Annotated in this window: 17 protein-coding genes; 15 read left to right on the top strand and 2 right to left on the bottom strand. The window is 71.2% G+C overall.

Going from position 1 to position 20,840, the window contains the following annotated elements; genetic code table 11:
• The first annotated feature begins 196 nt into the window (after nt 1-196).
• On the top strand, nt 197-970 hold the full coding sequence (locus J2N69_RS08145; protein WP_230900133.1) for a crotonase/enoyl-CoA hydratase family protein: 774 nt from the start codon (nt 197-199) through the stop codon (nt 968-970).
• A gap of 15 nt (nt 971-985) precedes the next feature.
• Here J2N69_RS08145 and J2N69_RS08140 read toward each other — a convergent pair whose 3' ends face one another.
• Nucleotides 986-1,912: a carbohydrate kinase family protein gene (locus J2N69_RS08140; RefSeq protein WP_230900132.1), complete on the bottom strand. Its 927-nt coding sequence runs from the start codon at nt 1,910-1,912 to the stop codon at nt 986-988.
• Nucleotides 1,913-2,120: 208 nt separating this feature from the next.
• Here J2N69_RS08140 and J2N69_RS08135 point away from each other — a divergent pair, with 208 nt between their 5' ends.
• Nucleotides 2,121-2,543 carry a Rieske (2Fe-2S) protein gene (locus J2N69_RS08135; protein ID WP_230900131.1) on the top strand — a complete coding sequence of 141 codons (423 nt, stop codon included), beginning with the start codon at nt 2,121-2,123 and terminating at the stop codon, nt 2,541-2,543.
• Between the two features lie 15 nt (nt 2,544-2,558).
• Here J2N69_RS08135 and J2N69_RS08130 read toward each other — a convergent pair whose 3' ends face one another.
• Complete coding sequence (locus J2N69_RS08130) at nt 2,559-3,482, bottom strand: hypothetical protein (RefSeq protein ID WP_230900130.1); 924 nt, start codon at nt 3,480-3,482, stop codon at nt 2,559-2,561.
• A 1,060-nt stretch (nt 3,483-4,542) separates the two neighbouring features.
• On the opposite strand from J2N69_RS08130, the gene J2N69_RS08125 reads away from it, so the two are divergent.
• The 13 genes from J2N69_RS08125 to pgi all read left to right on the top strand — a co-directional run bounded on the left by J2N69_RS08125 (nt 4,543) and on the right by pgi (nt 20,727).
• The gene (locus J2N69_RS08125) at nt 4,543-5,232 is read left to right on the top strand and encodes a papain-like cysteine protease family protein (protein WP_230900129.1); all 690 of its coding nucleotides are present in this window, start codon (nt 4,543-4,545) and stop codon (nt 5,230-5,232) included.
• 5 nt (nt 5,233-5,237) lie between these two features.
• Nucleotides 5,238-6,077, top strand: a complete 840-nt coding sequence (locus J2N69_RS08120) for a hypothetical protein (protein WP_408056881.1) — start codon at nt 5,238-5,240, stop codon at nt 6,075-6,077.
• A 176-nt stretch (nt 6,078-6,253) separates the two neighbouring features.
• Nucleotides 6,254-8,638 carry an excinuclease ABC subunit UvrC gene (uvrC, locus tag J2N69_RS08115; protein WP_230900127.1) on the top strand — a complete coding sequence of 795 codons (2,385 nt, stop codon included), beginning with the start codon at nt 6,254-6,256 and terminating at the stop codon, nt 8,636-8,638.
• Complete coding sequence (gene rapZ, locus J2N69_RS08110; protein ID WP_127910305.1) at nt 8,635-9,570, top strand: RNase adapter RapZ; 936 nt, start codon at nt 8,635-8,637, stop codon at nt 9,568-9,570. The genes uvrC and rapZ overlap by 4 nt, the downstream gene beginning before the upstream one ends.
• The gene (locus tag J2N69_RS08105) at nt 9,567-10,589 is read left to right on the top strand and encodes a gluconeogenesis factor YvcK family protein (RefSeq protein WP_230900126.1); all 1,023 of its coding nucleotides are present in this window, start codon (nt 9,567-9,569) and stop codon (nt 10,587-10,589) included. The genes rapZ and J2N69_RS08105 overlap by 4 nt, the downstream gene beginning before the upstream one ends.
• Nucleotides 10,580-11,569, top strand: a complete 990-nt coding sequence (gene whiA / locus J2N69_RS08100) for a DNA-binding protein WhiA (protein ID WP_230900125.1) — start codon at nt 10,580-10,582, stop codon at nt 11,567-11,569. The genes J2N69_RS08105 and whiA overlap by 10 nt, the downstream gene beginning before the upstream one ends.
• 233 nt (nt 11,570-11,802) lie before the next feature.
• The gene (locus tag J2N69_RS08095; RefSeq protein WP_230900124.1) at nt 11,803-14,763 is read left to right on the top strand and encodes a M14 family metallopeptidase; all 2,961 of its coding nucleotides are present in this window, start codon (nt 11,803-11,805) and stop codon (nt 14,761-14,763) included.
• A 188-nt stretch (nt 14,764-14,951) separates the two neighbouring features.
• Nucleotides 14,952-15,962 (top strand): type I glyceraldehyde-3-phosphate dehydrogenase, encoded by a 1,011-nt coding sequence (gene gap / locus J2N69_RS08090; RefSeq protein WP_127910306.1) that lies wholly within the window; start codon nt 14,952-14,954, stop codon nt 15,960-15,962.
• A 100-nt stretch (nt 15,963-16,062) separates the two neighbouring features.
• The gene (locus J2N69_RS08085) at nt 16,063-17,274 is read left to right on the top strand and encodes a phosphoglycerate kinase (RefSeq protein WP_230900123.1); all 1,212 of its coding nucleotides are present in this window, start codon (nt 16,063-16,065) and stop codon (nt 17,272-17,274) included.
• Between the two features lie 6 nt (nt 17,275-17,280).
• On the top strand, nt 17,281-18,057 hold the full coding sequence (gene tpiA / locus J2N69_RS08080) for a triose-phosphate isomerase (protein ID WP_230900122.1): 777 nt from the start codon (nt 17,281-17,283) through the stop codon (nt 18,055-18,057).
• A 114-nt stretch (nt 18,058-18,171) separates the two neighbouring features.
• Entirely contained in the window at nt 18,172-18,402 is a 231-nt protein-coding gene (secG, locus tag J2N69_RS08075) for a preprotein translocase subunit SecG (protein WP_030784160.1), read from the top strand.
• A 159-nt stretch (nt 18,403-18,561) separates the two neighbouring features.
• Nucleotides 18,562-18,897 (top strand): RNA polymerase-binding protein RbpA, encoded by a 336-nt coding sequence (locus tag J2N69_RS08070; RefSeq protein WP_003957010.1) that lies wholly within the window; start codon nt 18,562-18,564, stop codon nt 18,895-18,897.
• A gap of 168 nt (nt 18,898-19,065) precedes the next feature.
• On the top strand, nt 19,066-20,727 hold the full coding sequence (gene pgi / locus J2N69_RS08065) for a glucose-6-phosphate isomerase (RefSeq protein ID WP_230900121.1): 1,662 nt from the start codon (nt 19,066-19,068) through the stop codon (nt 20,725-20,727).
• The last annotated feature ends 113 nt before the right edge of the window (nt 20,728-20,840 follow it).

Genomic DNA, 20,840 nt, shown 5'->3' with positions numbered 1-20,840 from the left:
GCCCCTCACCAGGGGCGGGGCGCTGTCTTCGTAGGAAGGGGTGCGCGTGCCCGCGGGGAGAGCGAGCCCGTACGCCCGTGCCGGGCCTCCTGCCGCTGCCGGGCGGCTCTGCGGGGTGGGGTCTCTGCCCCTGTCAGTCCCCCTGCCACGTCCCTCCCCTCTTGTCGGGCGTCTCCGCTCATGGTCGGCTGGCCCCATGTCCGTACGTGTTGAACGCGCAGGCCCCGTCACCACCGTCGTGCTGTCCCGGCCCGCCGCGCGGAACGCCGTGGACGGGCCCACGGCGCGTGCCCTCGCTGACGCCTTCCGTGCCTTCGACGCCGATGCCGAGGCGTCCGTCGCCGTTCTGTGGGGTGAGGGTGGCACCTTCTGCGCGGGCGCGGACCTCAAGGCCATCGGTACCCCTGAAGGCAATGACGTGACGCCGGACGGCGACGGGCCCATGGGCCCCACCCGGATGCGTCTTTCGAAGCCGGTGATCGCGGCGATCTCCGGTCACGCCGTCGCGGGGGGCCTCGAACTCGCGCTCTGGTGCGACCTGCGGGTCGCCGAGGAGGGTGCCGTCCTCGGCGTCTTCTGCCGCCGCTGGGGCGTGCCGCTCATCGACGGCGGGACGGTGCGGCTGCCCCGGCTGATCGGTGAGAGCCGCGCCATGGACCTGGTCCTCACGGGCCGACCGGTGGACGCGGCGGAGGCGCTCGGCATGGGCCTGGTCAACCGCGTGGTGCCCCCGGGTGGCGCGCGTGCCGCGGCCGAGCGGCTGGCCGCCGAGATCGCCGCGTTCCCGCAGACCTGCCTGCGCGAGGACCGGCTCTCCCTCCTCGAACAGGGCGGCCTGTCCGAACAGGAGGCGATGGCGGGCGAACTGCGGCACGGACTGCGTTCCCTGACCGAGGGGAGCGAGGCGGCCGACGGGGCGGCCCGGTTCGCCGCGGGAGCGGGGCGGCACGGGGCGTTCCCGGGCCGCTGAGGGAACGCCCCGCCCTCAAGGCCGCCCGAGTTCCACCGCGTACGGAGGCTCGGCCCCCGCCCGTGAGCAGGTGATCGCCGCCGCGCGTGCCGCGAAGCGGAGGACGGCCGTCCAGCCGTCCTCGTCCAGGGCGGCCAACGCCTCCGCCGAGAGCGCGTCCCGTGCCGCCAGGCCGTGGAGGAGGGCCGCGTTGACGGTGTCGCCCGCGCCGATCGTGTCCACCACGTCGACCGGTTCACCGGGCACGCGCAGCTCCGTACCGTCCCCGGTGTAGAGGGTGAGGCCGTCGCCGCCGTGTGTGACCACCACCGCCGAGGGGCCGGCCGCCAGCCACTCCCGCGGGGTGCCGCCGAGCCAGTCGGCGTCCTCCCGCGAGAGCTTGAGCAGCGAGACCGACGGGAGCCAGCTCTTGAACCGCGCGCGGTAGGCGTCGGCGTCGGGGATCAGCATCGCTCGGACGTTGGGGTCGAGCGCCGTGAAGACCCCGCGTGCGGCCGCCCGGCGCAACAGGTCCTCGTACGCGCTCGCACCCGGCTCCAGGACGAGCGAGCAGGTGCCGAACGACATGGCCCGTACGCCCTCGGGCAGGTGTTCGGGGGCGCTGAAGAGCCGGTCGGCCGTGCCCTCGACGTAGAACGAGTACGCGGCCGAGCCGTCCGCGCCGATGGACGCCACGGCGAGCGTCGTCGGCTCGGGGCCCCGCTCGACGTACGAGACGTCGACACCGGCCGCTCGCAACCCACCGAGCAGTGCCTCGCCGAACGCGTCCCGCGAGACGCGCGAGCAGAAGGCGACGGGGGAGCCGAGACGGCCGAGCGCCACGGCCGTGTTGTACGGGCCCCCGCCGAGGCGCGGCGCGAGCACCGGCAGCCCCGCCGCGGCGCCCCCGGCCGTCTCCTGCGGCACGAGGTCGATCAGGGCCTCTCCTGCGACGACTATCACGGCGGTTCCTCTCCGGCGCTGCTTCGGCTCGGCTCGGCTGGGCTCGGCGCGGGCCGCGCGGACCCGGCGTCCCGCACAGGCTAGGCCGTGCGGGCCCCGCCGACCGGAAGCGGGCACCACTCGGGCACGCCCGCGCCGCACCCGGTCGCGGCGCGTGGCGCCGGTAGGGTCGGACCCGTCACCGACGCCCCTGACCTGTGGAGACACCATGCCCGGCACGCCCCCCGCCCGCCGCACCGTGCTGCGGGCCGCCGCCCTCGCCCCGGCCGTCGGGCTCGGGCTCACCGCCTGCTCCTCGGGCGACGGCGGGTCGAACCGGTCGGCGCCGACCGCGCCGGTGGACCTCGGGAAGGCCGACGACGTGAAGGTGGGCGCCTCGAAGCTGTACACCGACCACAACGTGGTCGTGACCCGGATCGCCGACGACGAGTACACGGCGTACAGCACGATCTGCACCCACGCCCGCTGTCCCATCGAGAAGCTGGCGGGGCGCAAGCTGATCTGCCAGTGCCACGGCAGTCAGTTCGACGCCACCAACGGCAAGGTGCTGAAGGAGCCGGCCGTCAAGCCGCTGGCCGAGCTGCCGGTGAAGGTGGAGAACGGCAAGATCATCGCGGGTCCGGAGGCCTGACCCACCGGCCGGTCCTCACTCCCAGTCCCACGCGATCCCCAGCAGCCCCGCCCGTACCTGCGGCTCTACCAGGTGCACCGAACGGTGGCTGCCGCTCAGCGTCAGCTCCTGGCGCCCGCCGCGCGGGCCCGCGGCCGACTGCTGGGCGAAACGGTGGCAGCGTACGGGCAGGGCACGGTCGTCGAAGCGGATCTGGAGGGCGTACTGGCCGCCCGCGTAGGTGAAGCCGCGCACGTACTCGGTGGCCGTGCCCGCCGTGCCGTCCTCGAAGCCGTACGCGAACAGGTGGGTTTCGCCCGCCCGCAGCCGCGTGTCGAAGAGCAGCTCCGCGACGAGGACGCCCGCCCCCTCGTGCCACCGCACGCGGCCCGTGCGGCAGTTCTCCAGGGCCCGCACCCGCACCCGGGCGGGGGCGCAGCCGGGGTCACCGTGGTAGATGGCGACGTAGCGGTCCACGCCGTCCCGGTGGGCGCGCACGGCGTGCTGTGACTCCCGGCCCACCAGCTCGCGCCGCGCGCCGATCCACACCCGTTCGTGGTGGCCGATGGTGTGCAGTCCGCCGTCGACCGGGGAGCCCAGCTCGACAAGGAGCGCACGCAGTACGTCGGAGGCCTCGACGAGGGAGCGGTACGAACGGGCGGTCGGCCGTTCGGTGTCGGCGTGCTCGGCCGGGTGGGCCAGGAGCCGGATCAGCGACTCCTCGGGCAGCTGAAGGATCTCCTCCAGCGCGCGGACGGCACGCAGTGACTCGGCACGCTGGGGGCGCCGGGCGCCCTGCTGCCAGTAACTCAGGCTGGTCACGCCGACGTTGATGCCGTACTGGGCGAGGTGGTGCCGCACCCGCTGGAGCGGGAGCCGCCGGGCGGCGATGGCGGTGCGCAGCGCGAGGTGGAAGGGGCCGGTGCGGAGGGCGGCCGCCAGGTCCGCCGAGTCGGCCACCCCTGCAGACCTCGCGGAACCCGCCGAGTCGGCCGACGCCGTAGAGGCCGCCCACCTCGCAGAACCCGCCGAGTCGGCCGACCCTGCAGACCTCGCGGAACCCGCCGAGTCGGTAGACCTTGCAGGACGCGTCGACTCGGCAGAAACCGCCGAGTCCGCCGACCTTGCAGACGCCGCAGAACTCGCGGGGCGCGGCGACTCGGCAGGACTTGGCGAGTCGGCCGACCCCGCTGACCCTGCAGAACCCGCCGAGTCCGCCGACCTCGCAGAACGCGTCGATCCGGCAGAACTCACCGAGTCGACCGACCCCGTATAAGCCGCAGAACTCGCAGGGCGCGTCGACCCGGCAGAACCCACCGGCCTCGCACAACCAGCCATGTGCACCGACCCCGCCGACCTCGCAGAAGCTGCAGAACTTGCAGAACCCGCCGAGCCAGCAGAACCCGCCGCCCCCGCAGGACGCGTCGCCCCCGCAGGACCCGCAGGACCCGCCGAGTCCGCCGACCCCGCCGACCCCGTAGAGCCCGCCGAGTCCGCCGCCCCCGTAGAGTCCGCCAACCGTGCAGGACGCGTCGACCCGGCAGAGCCCACCAACCTCGCAGGACAGGGCGAGCAGGCAGAACCCGCCGAGTCGGCCGCCCTCGTATAAGCCGCAGAACTTGTAGGACGCGTCGCCCCGGCAAGACCCGCCGAGTCGGTCGCCCCCGCCGAGTCGGTCGCCCCCGCAGAACCCGCCGCATCCGCCGCCCCCGCCGAGTCCCCCGACCGTCCCCCCACCCTCCCCGCCACGTCCACCCCAGGCTCGCCTTTCGCGAACCGTGTGCCGTTCCGCATGCGGACCCTCCTGTGAACGTTCACTCCAGCCGCCCCGGCGTTCGTGCCGGTCGGAGCGGGTCGCCAGGTGGGCGTACGGCGCTTGTTCACTTCCGTACGCCTGCCGTTCACGGCCCAGGTAATTCCGCATTGAAGCGTGTTGACCTGCACCCGACAACACTCGATGCTCAATCGCAGCGTCCGGACGCGCTCCTCCACACCCCACACCCCGCTCGGGAGGACCGCTATGCGCCCACCGATCCGCAGGAACAGAGGCACAGGCAGACGTAGCCGCCTGGCCGCGCTCGCCGTCGTCACGGCAGCGCTCTTCGCCGTACCGACGGCCACGGCCACGGCTACGGCCACAGCGGCCCCCGCCCTCGCTCCCGCCCCCGTCACCACCACCGCGCCCGCCGCCCACACGGCGAGCGCCACCGCCGACGGCGTCTCCGCGCTCGCCGCCAGGCGCCTGAACATCACCATGCAGGCGCAGCAGAAGACCAACTGGTGCTGGGCGGCCGGCGGCAACACCATCGCGGCCTTCATGGGCCGCAACTACAGCCAGAACCAGTTCTGCAACGCCGCCTTCGGGCGCAACCAGAACACCGAGTGCCCCAACAACCAGGCCACCCTCGGCAACGTCCAGAACGGCCTGCGCTGGGCGGGCATCAACCCCGGCTCGTACGTCACCGGCTGGCTCCGCTATCCCACGGTGAAGGCGGAGGTCGACGCCGGGCGCCCGGTGGAGACCCGGATCCAGTGGTCCAACGGCGGCGGCCACATGCACGTCCTGTACGGCTACGACGACGCCAACAGCTGGGTCTACTGGGGCGACCCGTGGCCTTCCAGCGACCGCTACAACTGGGCCTCGCACGCCTGGTACGTCGACAACAACACCTTCTCCTGGACCCACTCGCTCTACCGGATCGGGGCGTGAGCGCGATGACCCGTCACCTGTCCCGCCCTCTGGTCAGGGCCGCGCTCGCCGGTTCGGCCGTCGCCCTGTCGCTGGGGCTCGCGGCCCCGGCCGCCTCCGCCGACTCCACCGGCTCCACCGACTCGGGCCCCGCGGCCCCCACGGCGGCCTCCCGCGCCGCCGCGCACAAGGCCGCGCAGGCGCCGAAGACCCTCGACACGCTCTCCCGCTTCTTCGCCCGCGAGGGAGCCGTCTCCAAGGCCGCCGCGAACCCGAGCATCAAGGGCAAGGCCGTGCCCGTGTATTACCTCTCCCCGGAGTTCGTCGCGGGCAAGAAGGGCGCGCCGGTGGCCCGCCTGGAGTTCCTCGCCAGCAAGGCGGTCTCCTCCGACGGCCAGAAGGCCTCCCTCTGGACCGTCGAGCGGGCCGGTTCGTGGCAGGTCGTGAATATCGCCACAGGTGACGACGAGACCCGGTACGCGCGCGTGGGCGCCGAGAAGCTGCCCGGCGGCACCGTCTTCCACGAGCCGCAGATCAACGCCTGGTACGTGCAGGGCCACGCGCGCGTGCTGCCCCTGGACAAGGACGCGGTCCGCGCGGTGGGCGCCGAAGGGACCTCGCTCGCCGCCTACCGCGAACGCGTCCAGAAGGCGTACGGCGACAAGCTGCCGGGCTCCGCGTACGAGAAGTCGGGCAAGGCGGGCGGATACGACGCACCGAGGCCCGGGCAGCCCTCCGGTCAAGGGCAGGATCAGGGCGGTGCCGTCACCGTCGCCTCCTCGCTGGCCGGCGCGGGTGCCCTGGCTGCCCTCGGCCTGTCCGGGGCGGCGCTGGTGAGGCGCCGCCGGGCCCGGCACCAAGGCTGATCGGGAGGAACGGCGGCCGGCACCCCGGCCGCCGTTTCGGTACGTCGCCCGGGCCGGGTGGCGGCCGCCGTTTCCGTACGTCGCCCGGGCCCCGGCGGCGGCCGCCGATTCCGTACGTCCGGCCGCCCCCGCCGGCGGCCCCCGGTCTGTCAGTGCACGCCAGTAGGCTGTCCGACATGGCCGACCCTTCCAGCTACCGCCCCAAGCCGGGACAGATCCCCGACGCCCCGGGGGTCTACAAATTCCGCGACGAGCACCGCCGGGTGATCTACGTCGGGAAGGCCAAAAGCCTGCGCCAGCGCCTGGCCAGCTACTTCCAGGACCTGGCCAACCTCCACCCCCGCACCCGCTCCATGGTGACGACCGCCGCCTCCGTCGAGTGGACGGTGGTGAACAACGAGGTCGAGGCGCTCCAGCTGGAGTACTCCTGGATCAAGGAGTTCGACCCCCGGTTCAACGTCAAGTACCGCGACGACAAGAGCTATCCGTACCTCGCGGTGACGATGAACGAGAAGTTCCCGCGCGTGCAGGTGATGCGCGGCCACAAGAAGAAGGGCGTGCGCTACTTCGGGCCGTACGGCCACGCGTGGGCGATCCGCGACACCGTCGACCTGCTCCTGCGCGCCTTCCCGGTGCGCACCTGCTCCGCGGGCGTGTTCAAGAACGCCACCCGCACCGGCCGCCCCTGCCTGCTGGGGTACATCGGCAAGTGCTCGGCGCCCTGTGTGGAGCGCGTCACCCCCGAGGACCACCGCCAACTCGCCGAGGACTTCTGCGACTTCATGGCGGGCCGCACGGGGACGTACATCCGCCGCCTGGAGCGGCAGATGACGGACGCGGCCGAGGAGATGGAGTACGAGCGCGCGGCGCGCCTGCGCGACGACATAGACGCCCTCAGGAAGGCGATGGAGAAGAGCGCCGTCGTCCTCGCCGACGCCACCGACGCCGACCTCATCGCCCTCGCCGAGGACGAGCTGGAGGCCGCCGTCCAGATCTTCCACGTCCGCGGCGGACGCGTGCGCGGCCAGCGCGGCTGGGTCACCGACAAGGTCGAGGCGGTCACCAGCGGCGACCTCGTCGAACACGCGCTCCAGCAGCTCTACGGCGAGGAGAGCGGCGACGCCGTACCCAAGGAGGTGCTCGTCCCCGCCCTGCCCGACCCGCTGGAGCCGGTCCAGGAGTGGCTGACCGAGCGCCGCGGGGCGAACGTCTCGCTGCGCATCCCGCAGCGCGGCGACAAAAAGGCCCTGATGGAGACCGTCGCGCGCAACGCCCAGCAGTCCCTCGTGCTGCACAAGACCAAGCGGGCCTCCGATCTGACCACCCGCTCCCGTGCCCTGGAGGAGATCGCCGCCGCCCTGGAGCTGGACAGCGCCCCCTTGCGCATCGAGTGCTACGACGTCTCGCACCTCCAGGGCGACGACGTGGTGGCGTCGATGGTCGTCTTCGAGGACGGCCTCGCCCGCAAGAGCGAGTACCGCCGCTTCCAGATCAAGGGCTTCGAGGGGCAGGACGACGTCCGCTCCATGCACGAGGTGATCACTCGCCGCTTCAAGCGCTACATCTCCGACAAGGAGAAGACGGGGGAGTGGGCACAGGAGGGCACCGGCACGGATGCCGGTACGGACACGGCCGAGGTGAACGGCGGGGCGAACGGCGAGGTCCCCGCGAGCGGCCTTCTCGAGGAGGACGGCCGCCCCAAGCGGTTCGCCTACCCGCCTCAGCTCGTCGTCGTCGACGGCGGCCAGCCGCAGGTCGCGGCCGCCCAGCGCGCCCTGGACGAGCTGGGCATCGACGACATCGCGGTCTGCGGCCTGGCCAAGCGTCTGGAGGAGGTCTGGGTCCCCGGCGAGGACGACCCGGTCATCCTGCCGCGCACCAGTGAGGGGCTCTACCTCCTCCAGCGCGTACGGGACGAGGCGCACCGCTTTGCCATCACCTACCAGCGCAGCAAGCGCGCCAAGCGCTTCAAGGCGGGGCCGCTGGACGACGTGCCGGGCCTCGGCGACGCCCGCAAGCGGACGCTGATCAAACACTTCGGTTCGGTGAAGCGGCTGCGATCCGCGACAATCGATCAGATCTGCGAGGTGCCCGGAATAGGCCGCAAAACGGCCGAGGTCATCGTGGCGGCCCTGGCCGGCGCGGTACCCGCGGGCCCCGCGGTGAACATGGCCACCGGAGAGATCATGGAAGACGAGGAGCCCACCGCGGCGGGTGCCTCGGACAGCGCGGCCGAGGAACCCGTGACGGTGGGGTCCCTCGGCGGTGCGGTCGAGGAGCCCACTTCGGCGGGCACCTCGGGCAGTGCGTCCGAGGAGCCCGTGATGGCGGCGCTCCCCGGCAGCGAGGTCGAGGAGCCCACTTCGGCGGGCGCCCCCGGCAGCGAGTCCGAGGAGCCCACCTCGGCGGGCACTCCGGACAGTGGAGTCGAGGAACCCGCCCCGGTGGGCAGCCCCGGCGGTGAGGGCGAGGAATCCGTGACCGCGGGTTCCTCCGGCAGTGCAGGCGAGGAGCCCGTGACCGCGGGTGCCTCAGAGGAACGACGGGGGCAGGAGACATGAGCGAGCACGACGAAGGTGGAGAGCAAGTGAGCGCGGGCACGCCGATCGAGACGCCAGGAGTCCCCGAAGCGGCGATCCCGGAGCTGGTGATCATCTCCGGCATGTCGGGCGCCGGACGCAGTACGGCGGCCAAGTGCCTGGAGGACCTCGGCTGGTTCGTGGTCGACAACCTGCCGCCCGCGCTGATCCCCACCATGGTGGAGCTCGGCGCCCGCTCGCAGGGCAACGTCGCCCGCATCGCGGTCGTCGTCGACGTACGCGGCCGGCGCTTCTTCGACAACCTCCGCGAGTCCCTCGCCGAGCTGGAGTCCAAGAACGTCACGCGGCGCATCGTCTTCCTGGAGTCCTCCGACGAGGCCCTGGTCCGCCGCTTCGAGTCGGTCCGCCGCCCGCACCCCCTCCAGGGCGACGGCCGCATCGTCGACGGCATCGCGGCCGAGCGCGACCTGCTGCGCGAGCTGCGCGGCGACGCCGACCTGGTCATCGACACCTCCAGCCTGAACGTCCACGAGCTGCGCGCCAAGATGGACGCCCAGTTCGCGGGCGAGGAGGAGCCCGAGCTGCGGGCCACCGTCATGTCCTTCGGCTTCAAGTACGGCCTGCCGGTCGACGCCGACCTCGTCGTGGACATGCGCTTCCTGCCGAACCCGCACTGGGTCCCGGAGCTGCGCCAGTACACCGGCCTCAACGAAGAGGTGGCCGCGTACGTCTTCAACCAGCCCGGCGCCAAGGAGTTCCTCGACCGCTACGCCGAGCTGCTCCAGCTCATCGCCGCGGGCTACCGCCGCGAGGGCAAGCGGTATGTGACGATCGCGGTCGGCTGCACGGGCGGCAAGCACCGCTCGGTGGCCATGTCGGAGAAGCTCGCGGCGCGCCTGGCGTCCGAGGGCGTGGAGACCGTCCTCGTCCACCGGGACATGGGGCGCGAGTGAAGCCGAGCCGCCGGACCGTCCGCCTGAGCCGGCTGGGCCGCAAGCGGGGGGCCCAGCCGAAGGTGGTCGCGCTCGGTGGAGGCATGGGCCTGTCCGCCTCGCTCGCCGCGCTGCGCCGCATCACCGGGGCCGGTGACCTCACCGCCGTCGTCACCGTCGCCGACGACGGCGGCTCCAGCGGGCGCCTCCGCGACGAGCTGGGGGTGCTGCCCCCCGGCGACCTCCGCAAGGCGCTCGCCGCGCTCTGCGGCGACGACGACTGGGGCCAGACCTGGGCCCGCGTCATCCAGCACCGCTTCCAGTCCCGCGGCGACCTGCACGAGCACGCGGTCGGCAATCTGCTGATCGTCGCCCTGTGGGAGCAGCTCGGCGACCACGTCCAGGCCCTGGACCTGGTGGGCCGGCTGCTCGGCGCGCAGGGCCGCGTGCTGCCCATGTCGGCGGTGCCGCTGGAGCTGCAGGCCCTGGTCAAGGGCCACGACCCGGCCCGCCCCGACGACGTGGACACCGTCCGCGGCCAGGCCACGGTGGCCCTCACCCCCGGCGAGGTCCAGTCCGTGCACGTCGTGCCGCACGACCCGCCGGCCGTCCCCGAGGCGGTCGCCGCCGTCCTCGACGCGGACTGGGTGGTCCTCGGCCCCGGCTCCTGGTTCTCCTCGGTGATCCCGCACCTGCTGGTCCCCGAACTGCTCGACGCGCTCACCGAGACGAAGGCCCGCAAGGTCCTCCCGCTCAACCTCGCGCCGCAACCGGGAGAAACCGATGGCTTCTCTCCGCAGCGTCATTTGGAGGTTTTGGCCCGACACGCCCCTAAACTCGCCCTGGACGTGGTGCTGGCCGACGAGGCCGCCGTGCCCGACCGTGAGTCACTGACCGATGCCGCGAAGCGGCTCGGTGCCACGGTCGAGCTGGCGCCGGTGGCCCGGCCCGACGGAACTCCGAGGCACGATCCGGAGCTCCTGGCAGCCGCGTACGACCGTATTTTTCGGATGCATGGAAGGATCGGCCCATGGCGATGACGGCAGCGGTGAAGGACGAGATCTCCCGGCTCCCCGTCACCCGGACCTGCTGCAGGAAGGCAGAGGTCTCGGCGATCCTGCGGTTCGCGGGCGGCCTTCACCTGGTGAGCGGCCGCATCGTGATCGAGGCGGAGCTGGACACCGCGATGGCGGCGCGCCGCCTCAAGCGGGACATCCTGGAGATCTTCGGGCACGGCTCGGAGCTGATCGTGATGGCCCCCGGCGGACTGCGGCGCGGCTCGCGTTACGTCGTCCGGGTGGTCGCGGGCGGCGATCAGCTCGCCCGCCAGACGGGCCTGGTGGACGGCCGCGGCCGTCCCATCCGCGGTCTGCCGCCGCAGGTGGTCTCGGGGGCCACCTGCGACGCCGAGGCCGCCTGGCGCGGGGCGTTCCTCGCGCACGGCTCGCTCACCGAGCCGGGCCGCTCGTCGTCCCTGGAGGTCACCTGCCCCGGGCCGGAGGCCGCGCTCGCCCTGGTCGGCGCCGCGCGCAGACTCCAGATCGCGAGCAAGGCGCGCGAGGTCCGGGGCGTGGACCGGGTCGTCGTACGCGACGGGGACGCGATCGGCGCCCTGCTCACCCGCCTCGGGGCCCATGAGTCGGTGCTCGCCTGGGAGGAGCGGCGGATGCGGCGCGAGGTGCGCGCCACCGCCAACCGCCTCGCCAACTTCGACGACGCGAACCTGCGCCGCTCGGCCCGCGCGGCCGTCGCCGCCGGCGCTCGGGTCCAGCGCGCCCTGGAGATCCTCGGCGACGAGGTCCCCGAGCACCTCGCGGCGGCCGGACGGCTGCGCATGGAGCACAAGCAGGCCTCCCTGGAGGAGCTGGGCGCGCTCGCCGACCCGCCGCTGACCAAGGACGCCGTCGCGGGCCGCATCCGCCGCCTGCTCGCCATGGCCGACAAGCGGGCGCAGGACCTGGGCATCCCCGGCACGGAGTCCAATCTGACCGAGGAACTCGCCGACAACATGGCGGTCTGAGCTCCCGTACGTGCCTGAAAGCCGTCGGCGACCCCCGGGCGCCGGCGGCTTTCCCGCGCCCACCCCGCAGCACACCATCACCGGACCAGCACCCCTTCACCGGACCCGCGCCCCGTCCTCCGACCCGCGCGCCCTCACCCGCCGTATTGACATGATCATGCACTGTCACGAGCCTGGCTCCCGCATGTCTGTGCAATCCGCACACCCGTGCCGGACCACCGCAAGGGGGGCTCATGAGACGAAGAGCGAGCGCGAGATCGATCCTCGCCGCGAGCGCACTGCTCATCGGCGGCCTGGCCGCCGCACCGCACGCCCAGGCGAGCGGACCGGCGAGGGCCCCAACCGCCGACGACCCGGCGGCCGTGAAGGTCTACCAGGCCGACGTCACCGAGAAACAGATACCCATCCTGGTCAAGGCAGGGCAGGACGCCCACGAACTGGCGGGCCAAGCCCACGGACGCGGCGCCGGCCCGGTCGAGCTGTATCTGACCGAGGACCAGGCCGAGGCCGTCGAGCGCCAGGGCATCGCACTGCGCGAGCACACGATCTCCGAGGCGGCGCAGCGGAAGATCCGGGCCGCCGGGGACGGGGTCTACCGGCCCTACAGCGGCAAGGGCGGCCTCAAGGAAGAGATCGTCAGGACCGGGCAGGCCCACCCCGGCCTCACCAAGGTCGTCTCCATCGGCAAGACCGTCCAGGGCAAGGACATCCTCGCCCTGAAGCTCTCCAAGAACGCGAAGAAGACCCGGGACGGCGCCAAGCCCGCCACGCTCCACCTCGCCAACCAGCACGCGCGCGAGTGGATCACCCCCGAGATGACCCGCCGCCTGATGCACCACTACCTGGACAACTACGGCAAGGACAAGCGCATCACCAGGCTCGTGGACTCCACCGAGCTGTGGTTCGTGCTCTCCGCCAACCCCGACGGCTACGACTTCACCCACGCCGCCGACGGCGAGCGCCAGTGGCGCAAGAACCTCCGCGACATCAACGGCGACGGCGAGACCGGGACGGGCGACGGCGTCGACCTCAACCGCAACTTCGCCTACAAGTGGGGCTACGACAACGAAGGCTCGTCCCCCGACGCCTCCTCCGAGACCTACCGCGGCACCGGGCCGATGTCCGAGCCGGAGACCAAGGCGCTCGACCGCTTCCAGAAGCGCATCGGTTTCCAGTACGGCATCAACTACCACTCCGCGGGCGAACTGATCCTCTACGGAGTGGGCTGGCAGGTCGCCACGAACACCCCGGACGACGTGCTCTACAAGGCGCTCGCCGGCACCCCCGAGAAGCCCGCGATCCCCGGCTACCATCCGCAGGTCTCCTCCGAGCTGTACACCACCAACGGCGAGGCCGACGGCCACGCGGGCAACATCAACGGCATCGCGATGTTCACGCCGGAGATGTCCACCTGCCAGACCGCCTCGAACGTCGACCCCGACGACGCCTGGCGGCCGCAGGACTGCGCGTCGATCTTCACCTTCCCCGACGACGAGAAGCTGATCCAGCAGGAGTTCGAGAAGAACGTACCGTTCGCGCTGGCCGTGGCCGAGACCGCCCTCCACCCCGACAAGCCGGTCTCCGTCACCGGCGTCGAGGCCCCCAACTTCACCCCGGACGCCTTCTCCGCCTCGTACGCACGCGGGGGCGATCAGGAAGTCGCCGTCACCGCCCGCAAGTCGGTGCGCGACAAGGAGCTGAACTACCGGATCAACGGCGGCCGCACCCACCACGAGGACCTCAGGGCCTGGAAGGGCGGCGAGACCTACGGCGGTGAGGACAACCTCCACTTCGACCAGTACCGCGCCGGGGTCGAGGGCGCGCGCGTGGGTGACAAGGTCGAGGTGTGGTTCACCGGCCGCACCAAGAAGGGCCGTACCCAGAGCGAGCACTTCACGTACACCGTCGCCGAACGGCCGAGGGCGAGCACGCTCGTCGTCGCCGAGGAAGGCGCCACGGCCGCCCAGACCCAGAAGTACGTCGACGCCCTGAAGGCCAACGGACGCTCGGCGGCCGTCTGGGACGTGGCCGAGCGAGGCGTCCCGCACCCGCTCGGCGTCCTGTCGCACTTCTCCGCCGTCGTGCACCACACGGGCGACGCCGTCCCCGGCGCCCCCACCCAACTGGCCCTGCGCGCCTACCTCAACGAGGGCGGCAAGCTCATCGAGTCCGGCGAGCGGACCGGCGGCGCCGTCGACCTGGGGGAGGCCCGCACCGACGACTTCGCGCAGTACTACCTGGGGGCGTACGAACGGCTCTCCGCGACCGGCGCCAAGGCCTTCGAGGGCAGCGGCGCGCTCAAGGGGGTGAAGACCCCGCTCGGTGACGCCGACGGCAACCCGCTCGACAAGGCCGGACGCTTCACCGTCACCTCCGACAACCTGCCCGCCCAGCAGTTCCCGCGGTTCAAGAGCGCCGCCGCGGGCTCCTACCCCGGCACGGCCAACCCCTACGCCCCCTTCGCGGGCCAGGGCATGGCCTCCGCCACCCACGCCGACCGGGACTACAAGCGGCTCACCCGCACCTTCGACCTGACCGGCGTCCCGGCCGCCGACAAGCCGGAGCTGCGGCTCGCGCTCAACTGGAGCCTGGAGTCCGGTTACGACCACGGGCTGCTCGAAGCCCACACCCCGGGCGCCGACGACTGGACGACGCTGCCCGACAAGAACGGCCACAGCGCGGCCACCGTGCCCGCCGAGTGCGCGGCCGGGTTCCTCCTCAACGGCCACCCCTTCCTGCGCCACTACCTGACACAAGGCGCGGACGGCTGCACGGCCACCGGCACCAGCGGGTCCTGGAACAGCTTCACGGGCTCCTCCGGCGGCTGGAAGAGCGTCGCCTTCGACCTGAGCGCCTACGCGGGCAAGAAGGTCGAGATCTCCCTCAGCTCGGTCACCGACCCCTCCAGCGGCGGACGCGGCCTCTTCGCCGACGACGCCCGGCTGGTCCTCGGCGGTGACGTCAAGGAGACCGAGGGGTTCGAGACCTCGCTCGGCTCCTGGGCCGTCGCGGCGCCCCCGGCCGGGAGCCCCCATACCACAGGCGACTGGGCGCGGACCGGGGAGCTCTACCGAGCCCACGCGTCGGTCACAGCGCGTGACAGCGTGCTGCTCGGGTTCGGCTTCGAACACGTCCCCGGAAAGGCCGAGCGGGCCGCTCTTATGGGCGCCTCCCTGGCACATCTGCGCAGCTGACGCCCATATTCGGGACCAAGGACCCGGTGGTTGGTGCCGCTACTGAGGGGTACGAGCCACCGAGTCGCTTCAGGGCCCTCTCAATGTCACCTCAGCGGCTTCAGAGAGGTAGGGTCGGAAGCGGTCGGGGACATCCCATACAACTCGCCGGCGTGCAAAACCGGCGTACCAACGAGGAGATCGGTTTCGTGACGATCCGCGTAGGCATCAACGGCTTTGGCCGCATCGGTCGCAACTACTTCCGCGCGCTGCTGGAGCAGGGTGCGGACATCGAAGTCGTGGCTGTCAACGACCTGGGTGACACCGCGACCACCGCGCACCTTCTGAAGTACGACACCATCCTGGGCCGCCTCAAGGCCGAGGTGTCGCACACCGAGGACACCATCACCGTCGACGGCCACACCATCAAGGTGCTGTCCGAGCGCAACCCCGCCGACATCCCGTGGGGCGACCTCGGCGTCGACATCGTGATCGAGTCCACGGGCATCTTCACGAAGAAGGCCGACGCCGAGAAGCACATCGCCGGCGGCGCCAAGAAGGTCCTCATCTCGGCTCCGGCCAAGGACGAGGACATCACCATCGTGATGGGCGTCAACCAGGACAAGTACGACGCGGCCAACCACCACGTCATCTCCAACGCCTCTTGCACCACCAACTGCGTGGCGCCGATGGCGAAGGTTCTCGACGAGAACTTCGGCATCGTCAAGGGCCTGATGACCACGGTCCACGCGTACACCAACGACCAGCGCATCCTGGACTTCCCGCACAAGGACCTGCGCCGCGCCCGCGCCGCCGCCGAGAACATCATCCCGACCACGACGGGTGCCGCCAAGGCCACCGCCCTGGTCCTGCCCCAGCTCAAGGGCAAGCTCGACGGCATCGCGATGCGCGTCCCGGTCCCGACCGGCTCGGCCACCGACCTGGTCGTCGAGGTCTCCCGCGAGGTCACCAAGGACGAGGTCAACGCCGCGTTCAAGAAGGCCGCCGACGACGGCGACCTGAAGGGCTACCTGTTCTACACCGAGGACCCGATCGTGTCCTCGGACATCGTCAGCGACCCGGCCTCCTGCACCTTCGACTCGTCGATGACGATGGTCCAGGACGGCAAGTCGGTGAAGATCCTCGGCTGGTACGACAACGAGTGGGGCTACTCCAACCGTCTGGTCGACCTCACGGTCTTCGTCGGCGGTCAGCTCTAATATCCAGAGCAGGCATCTCGATGTGAGCACAGGGCCTGTCCCGCGCACCGCCGCGCCGGACGGGCCCTGTTGCGCGTCAGCCCTCCCAAGGAGTCCAGTAGTGAAGACGATCGACGCACTTCTCGCCGAAGGGGTCAACGGCAAGCGGGTCTTCGTCCGCGCCGACCTCAACGTGCCGCTCGCCGACGGCACCATCACCGACGACGGCCGCATCCGCGCCGTCCTGCCGACCGTCAAGGCCCTCGCCGAAGCGGGCGCCAAGGTCGTCGTGGCCTCGCACCTCGGCCGCCCCAAGGGCGCCCCCGACCCCGCCTTCTCGCTGCGCCCCGCAGCCGAGCGGCTCGGGGAACTCCTCGGCGCGACCGTCGCGTTCGCCGAGGACACCGTGGGCACCGCCGCGCACGACACGGTCGGCGGGCTGGAGCCCGGCCAGGTCGCCGTCATCGAGAACCTCCGCTTCAACGCGGGCGAGACGAGCAAGGACGACGCCGAGCGCGCCGAGTTCGCCGAGCAGCTGGCCGCCCTCGCCGACGTGTACGTGGGTGACGGCTTCGGCGCCGTGCACCGCAAGCACGCCTCCGTGTACGACCTTCCGGCCAAGCTGCCGCACTACGCCGGCCACCTCATCGCCACCGAGGTCGGCGTCCTGAAGAAGCTCACCGACGACGTCAAGCGGCCCTATGCCGTCGTCCTCGGCGGCGCCAAGGTCTCCGACAAGCTCGGCGTGATCGACCACCTCCTGGAGAAGGCCGACCGCATCCTCATCGGCGGCGGCATGGCCTACACCTTCCTCAAGGCCCTCGGCCACGAGGTCGGCATCTCCCTCCTCCAGGAGGACCAGATCCCGGCGGTCAAGGAGTACATGAAGCGCGCCGAGGCCAAGGGCGTCGAGTTCGTCCTCCCCGTCGACGTGCTGGTCTCGCCGGACTTCCCGGACCTGAAGACCAAGGCCCCGGCCAACCCCACCACGGTCGCCGCCGACGCCATCCCGGCCGACCAGGAGGGTCTCGACATCGGCCCCGAGACCCGTAAGCTCTACGCCTCGAAGCTCGCCGACGCGGCCACCGTCTTCTGGAACGGTCCGATGGGCGTCTTCGAGCACCCCGACTACGCCGAGGGCACCAAGGCGGTCGCCCAGGCGCTCCTCGACACCTCGGCCTTCACGGTCGTCGGCGGTGGCGACAGCGCCGCCGCCGTGCGGACCCTGGGCTTCGACGAGAACGCATTCGGCCACATTTCCACCGGCGGCGGCGCCTCCCTCGAATACCTCGAGGGCAAGACGCTCCCCGGCCTCGCGGCACTGGAGAACTGACACCTGATGAGTACGCGTACCCCGCTGATGGCGGGCAACTGGAAGATGAACCTCAACCACCTGGAGGCCATCGCCCACGTCCAGAAGCTCGCCTTCGCCCTGGCGGACAAGGACTACGAGGCCTGCGAGGTCGCCGTCCTGCCGCCCTTCACCGACCTGCGCTCCGTGCAGACCCTGGTCGACGGCGACAAGCTCCAGATCAAGTACGGCGCCCAGGACATCTCGGCGCACGACTCCGGTGCCTACACCGGCGAGATCTCGGGCTCGATGCTGGCCAAGCTGAAGTGCACCTACGTCGCCGTGGGCCACTCCGAGCGCCGCCAGTACCACAACGAGACCGACCAGCTCTGCAACGCCAAGGTGAAGGCCGCCTACCAGCACGGCCTGACCCCGATCCTCTGCGTCGGTGAGGGCCTGGACATCCGCAAGGCCGGCCAGCAGGTCCAGTACACGCTGAACCAGGTCGACGGCGGCCTCAAGGACATCCCGGCCGAGCAGGCCGAGTCCATCGTGATCGCCTACGAGCCCGTCTGGGCGATCGGCACCGGCGAGGTCGCGACCCCCGAGGACGCGCAGGAGGTCTGCGGCGCGATCCGCGGCCGCCTCGCCGAGCTGTACTCCCAGGAGCTGGCCGACAAGGTGCGCATCCAGTACGGCGGCTCGGTGAAGTCCGGGAACGTCGCCGCGATCATGGCCCAGCCGGACGTCGACGGCGCCCTGGTGGGCGGCGCCGCGCTCGACGCGGACGAGTTCGTCAAGATCGTCCGCTTCGGCGACCAGTGAGTACGCGGTAGCGGCGGTCCAGTCGCGGAGGGGTACCCTGGCGGGGGCCGGGGGCTGCGTGCTTCCGGCCCCCGCCGTCGATTCAGATCCGAGGAAGTTGGTCCAGCCGTGGTTATGGGGTTCTCGATCGCCCTCATCGTCTTCAGCGCTCTGATGATGCTGCTGGTGCTGATGCACAAGGGCAAGGGCGGCGGCCTTTCCGACATGTTCGGCGGCGGCATGCAGTCGTCCGTCGGCGGCTCCTCCGTCGCGGAGCGCAACCTCGACCGCATCACGGTCGTGGTCGGTCTGCTGTGGTTCGCGTGCATTGTCGCGCTGGGTCTGCTCATGAAGGCGAACAACTAGCGTCAGCCACTGGTCGCTTGTCCGGTGCGAGTCCGCGTGTGCGGCTTATCATGGGGCTTGCGTCCGGGGGTGGGGTGTAACTCCCAACACTGGACGCGCGTTGGGCCTTACGTAAACTGAGGCGCCCGCAGCAGCACCATCACGCAGGGAGTTACGACCGTGGCAAGTGGCAACGCGATCCGAGGAAGTCGGGTCGGGGCGGGGCCGATGGGCGAGGCCGAGCGCGGTGAGTCCGCGCCGCGACTGCGCATCTCCTTCTGGTGCTCCAACGGGCACGAGACGCAGCCGAGCTTCGCCAGCGACGCGCAGGTCCCCGATACGTGGGACTGCCCCCGCTGCGGCTTCCCGGCCGGTCAGGACCGGGACAACCCGCCGGACCCGCCGCGCACCGAGCCGTACAAGACGCACCTGGCGTATGTGCGCGAGCGGCGCAGCGACGCGGACGGCGAGGCGATCCTCGCGGAGGCGCTCGCCAAACTGCGGGGCGAGATCTGAGACTTGGCGACCGGCCGGGCACCGAGAAGGTGCCCGGCCGGTTTCCTGTTTCGGTACGTGTGCGGACAGACGGCTCCAGATATCTCATACCGCCCGCTGATCCATTAGGTTGGACAGTGCAGCGGGGCAAGGTACGTACGCAGGTACGAAAGAAGGCTGAAGTCCGAGATGAACGCAGAAAGCCGAGCCAGGCTCAATCAGACGCCCGAGTGGACGGCGCTCGCCCGCCACCGCGAGAAGCTCGGGGGGGTGCAGCTGCGCGAGCTGTTCGCCGCGGACCCCACACGCGGCACGGCCTACACCCTCGACGTCGGTGACCTGCACATCGACTACTCCAAGCACCTCGTCACCGAGGAGACGCTGACGCTGCTGCGCGAGCTGGCCGCGGCGACCGACGTCTTCGGGCTGCGGGACGCCATGTTCCGCGGCGAGAAGATCAACACCACCGAGGACCGCGCCGTCCTGCACACCGCGCTGCGCGCCCCGCGCGACGCCGTCATCGAGGTCGACGGCGAGCACGCCGGGAACGTCGTGCCGGCGGTGCACGCCGTCCTCGACAAGATGAGCGCCTTCGCCGAGAAGATCCGCTCCGGCGAGTGGACCGGCCACACCGGCAAGCGCATCAAGAACATCGTCAACATCGGCATCGGCGGCTCCGACCTCGGCCCCGCCATGGCCTACGAGGCGCTGCGCTCCTTCACCGACCGCGACCTCACCGTCCGCTTCGTGTCGAACGTGGACGGCGCGGACCTGCACGAGGCCGTGCGCGACCTGGACGCCGCCGAGACGCTCTTCATCATCGCCTCCAAGACGTTCACCACCATCGAGACGATCACGAACGCCACGTCGGCGCGCGACTGGCTGCTGACCGAGCTGAAGGCCTCCTCGGACGCCGTCGCCAAGCACTTCGTGGCCCTGTCGACGAACGCCGAGAAGGTGTCCGACTTCGGCATCGACACCGCCAACATGTTCGAGTTCTGGGACTGGGTCGGCGGCCGCTACTCCTACGACTCGGCGATCGGCCTCTCCCTGATGATCGCCATCGGGCCCGACCGCTTCCGCGAGATGCTCGACGGCTTCCACCTCGTCGACGAGCACTTCCGCACCGCGCCCGCCGAGTCCAACGTGCCGCTGCTGATGGGCCTGTTGGGCATCTGGTACGGCAACTTCCACGACGCGCAGTCGCACGCCGTCCTGCCGTACTCGCACTACCTCTCCAAGTTCACCGCCTACCTCCAGCAGCTCGACATGGAGTCCAACGGCAAGTACGTCGACCGCGACGGCAAGGAAGTCGACTGGCAGACGGGCCCGGTCGTCTGGGGCACCCCCGGCACCAATGGCCAGCACGCCTACTACCAACTCATCCACCAGGGCACGAAGTTGATCCCGGCCGACTTCATCGGCTTCGCCGAGCCGGTCGCCGACCTGCTGCCCGGCCTGGTCCCCCAGCACGACCTGCTGATGGCCAACTTCTTCGCGCAGACGCAGGCGCTGGCGTTCGGCAAGACGCCGGACGAGGTGCGCGCCGAGGGCGTCGCCGAGGAACTCGTCCCGCACAAGACGTTCAAGGGCAACCACCCGACGACGACGATCCTCGCCAAGAAGCTGACCCCCTCGGTCCTCGGCCAGCTCATCGCGCTCTACGAACACAAGGTCTTCGTCCAGGGCGCCGTGTGGAACATCGACTCCTTCGACCAGTGGGGCGTCGAACTCGGCAAGGTCCTCGCCAAGCGCGTCGAGCCCGCGCTGACCGAGGGCGCCGACGTCCCCGACCTGGACGGTTCGACCACCGCTCTCGTCGCCAAGTACCGGGAGCTGCGCGGGCGTTGAGCCGCGCTGCTCGTTAATCGGATGCGTTCCTGAGGCCCGGCGGGTGACACTGCTTCGGCTCTGTCACCCGTCGGGAGGGACCCCGTCATGGACCAGCTGCTCGCCGCGCTCGC

It is taken from the genome of Streptomyces huasconensis (assembly GCF_021028635.1).
GTDB lineage: Bacteria > Actinomycetota > Actinomycetes > Streptomycetales > Streptomycetaceae > Streptomyces > Streptomyces huasconensis.
The sequence above is the reverse complement of the archived record's forward strand: the minus strand, read 5'-3'. Positions and strand labels throughout refer to the sequence as shown.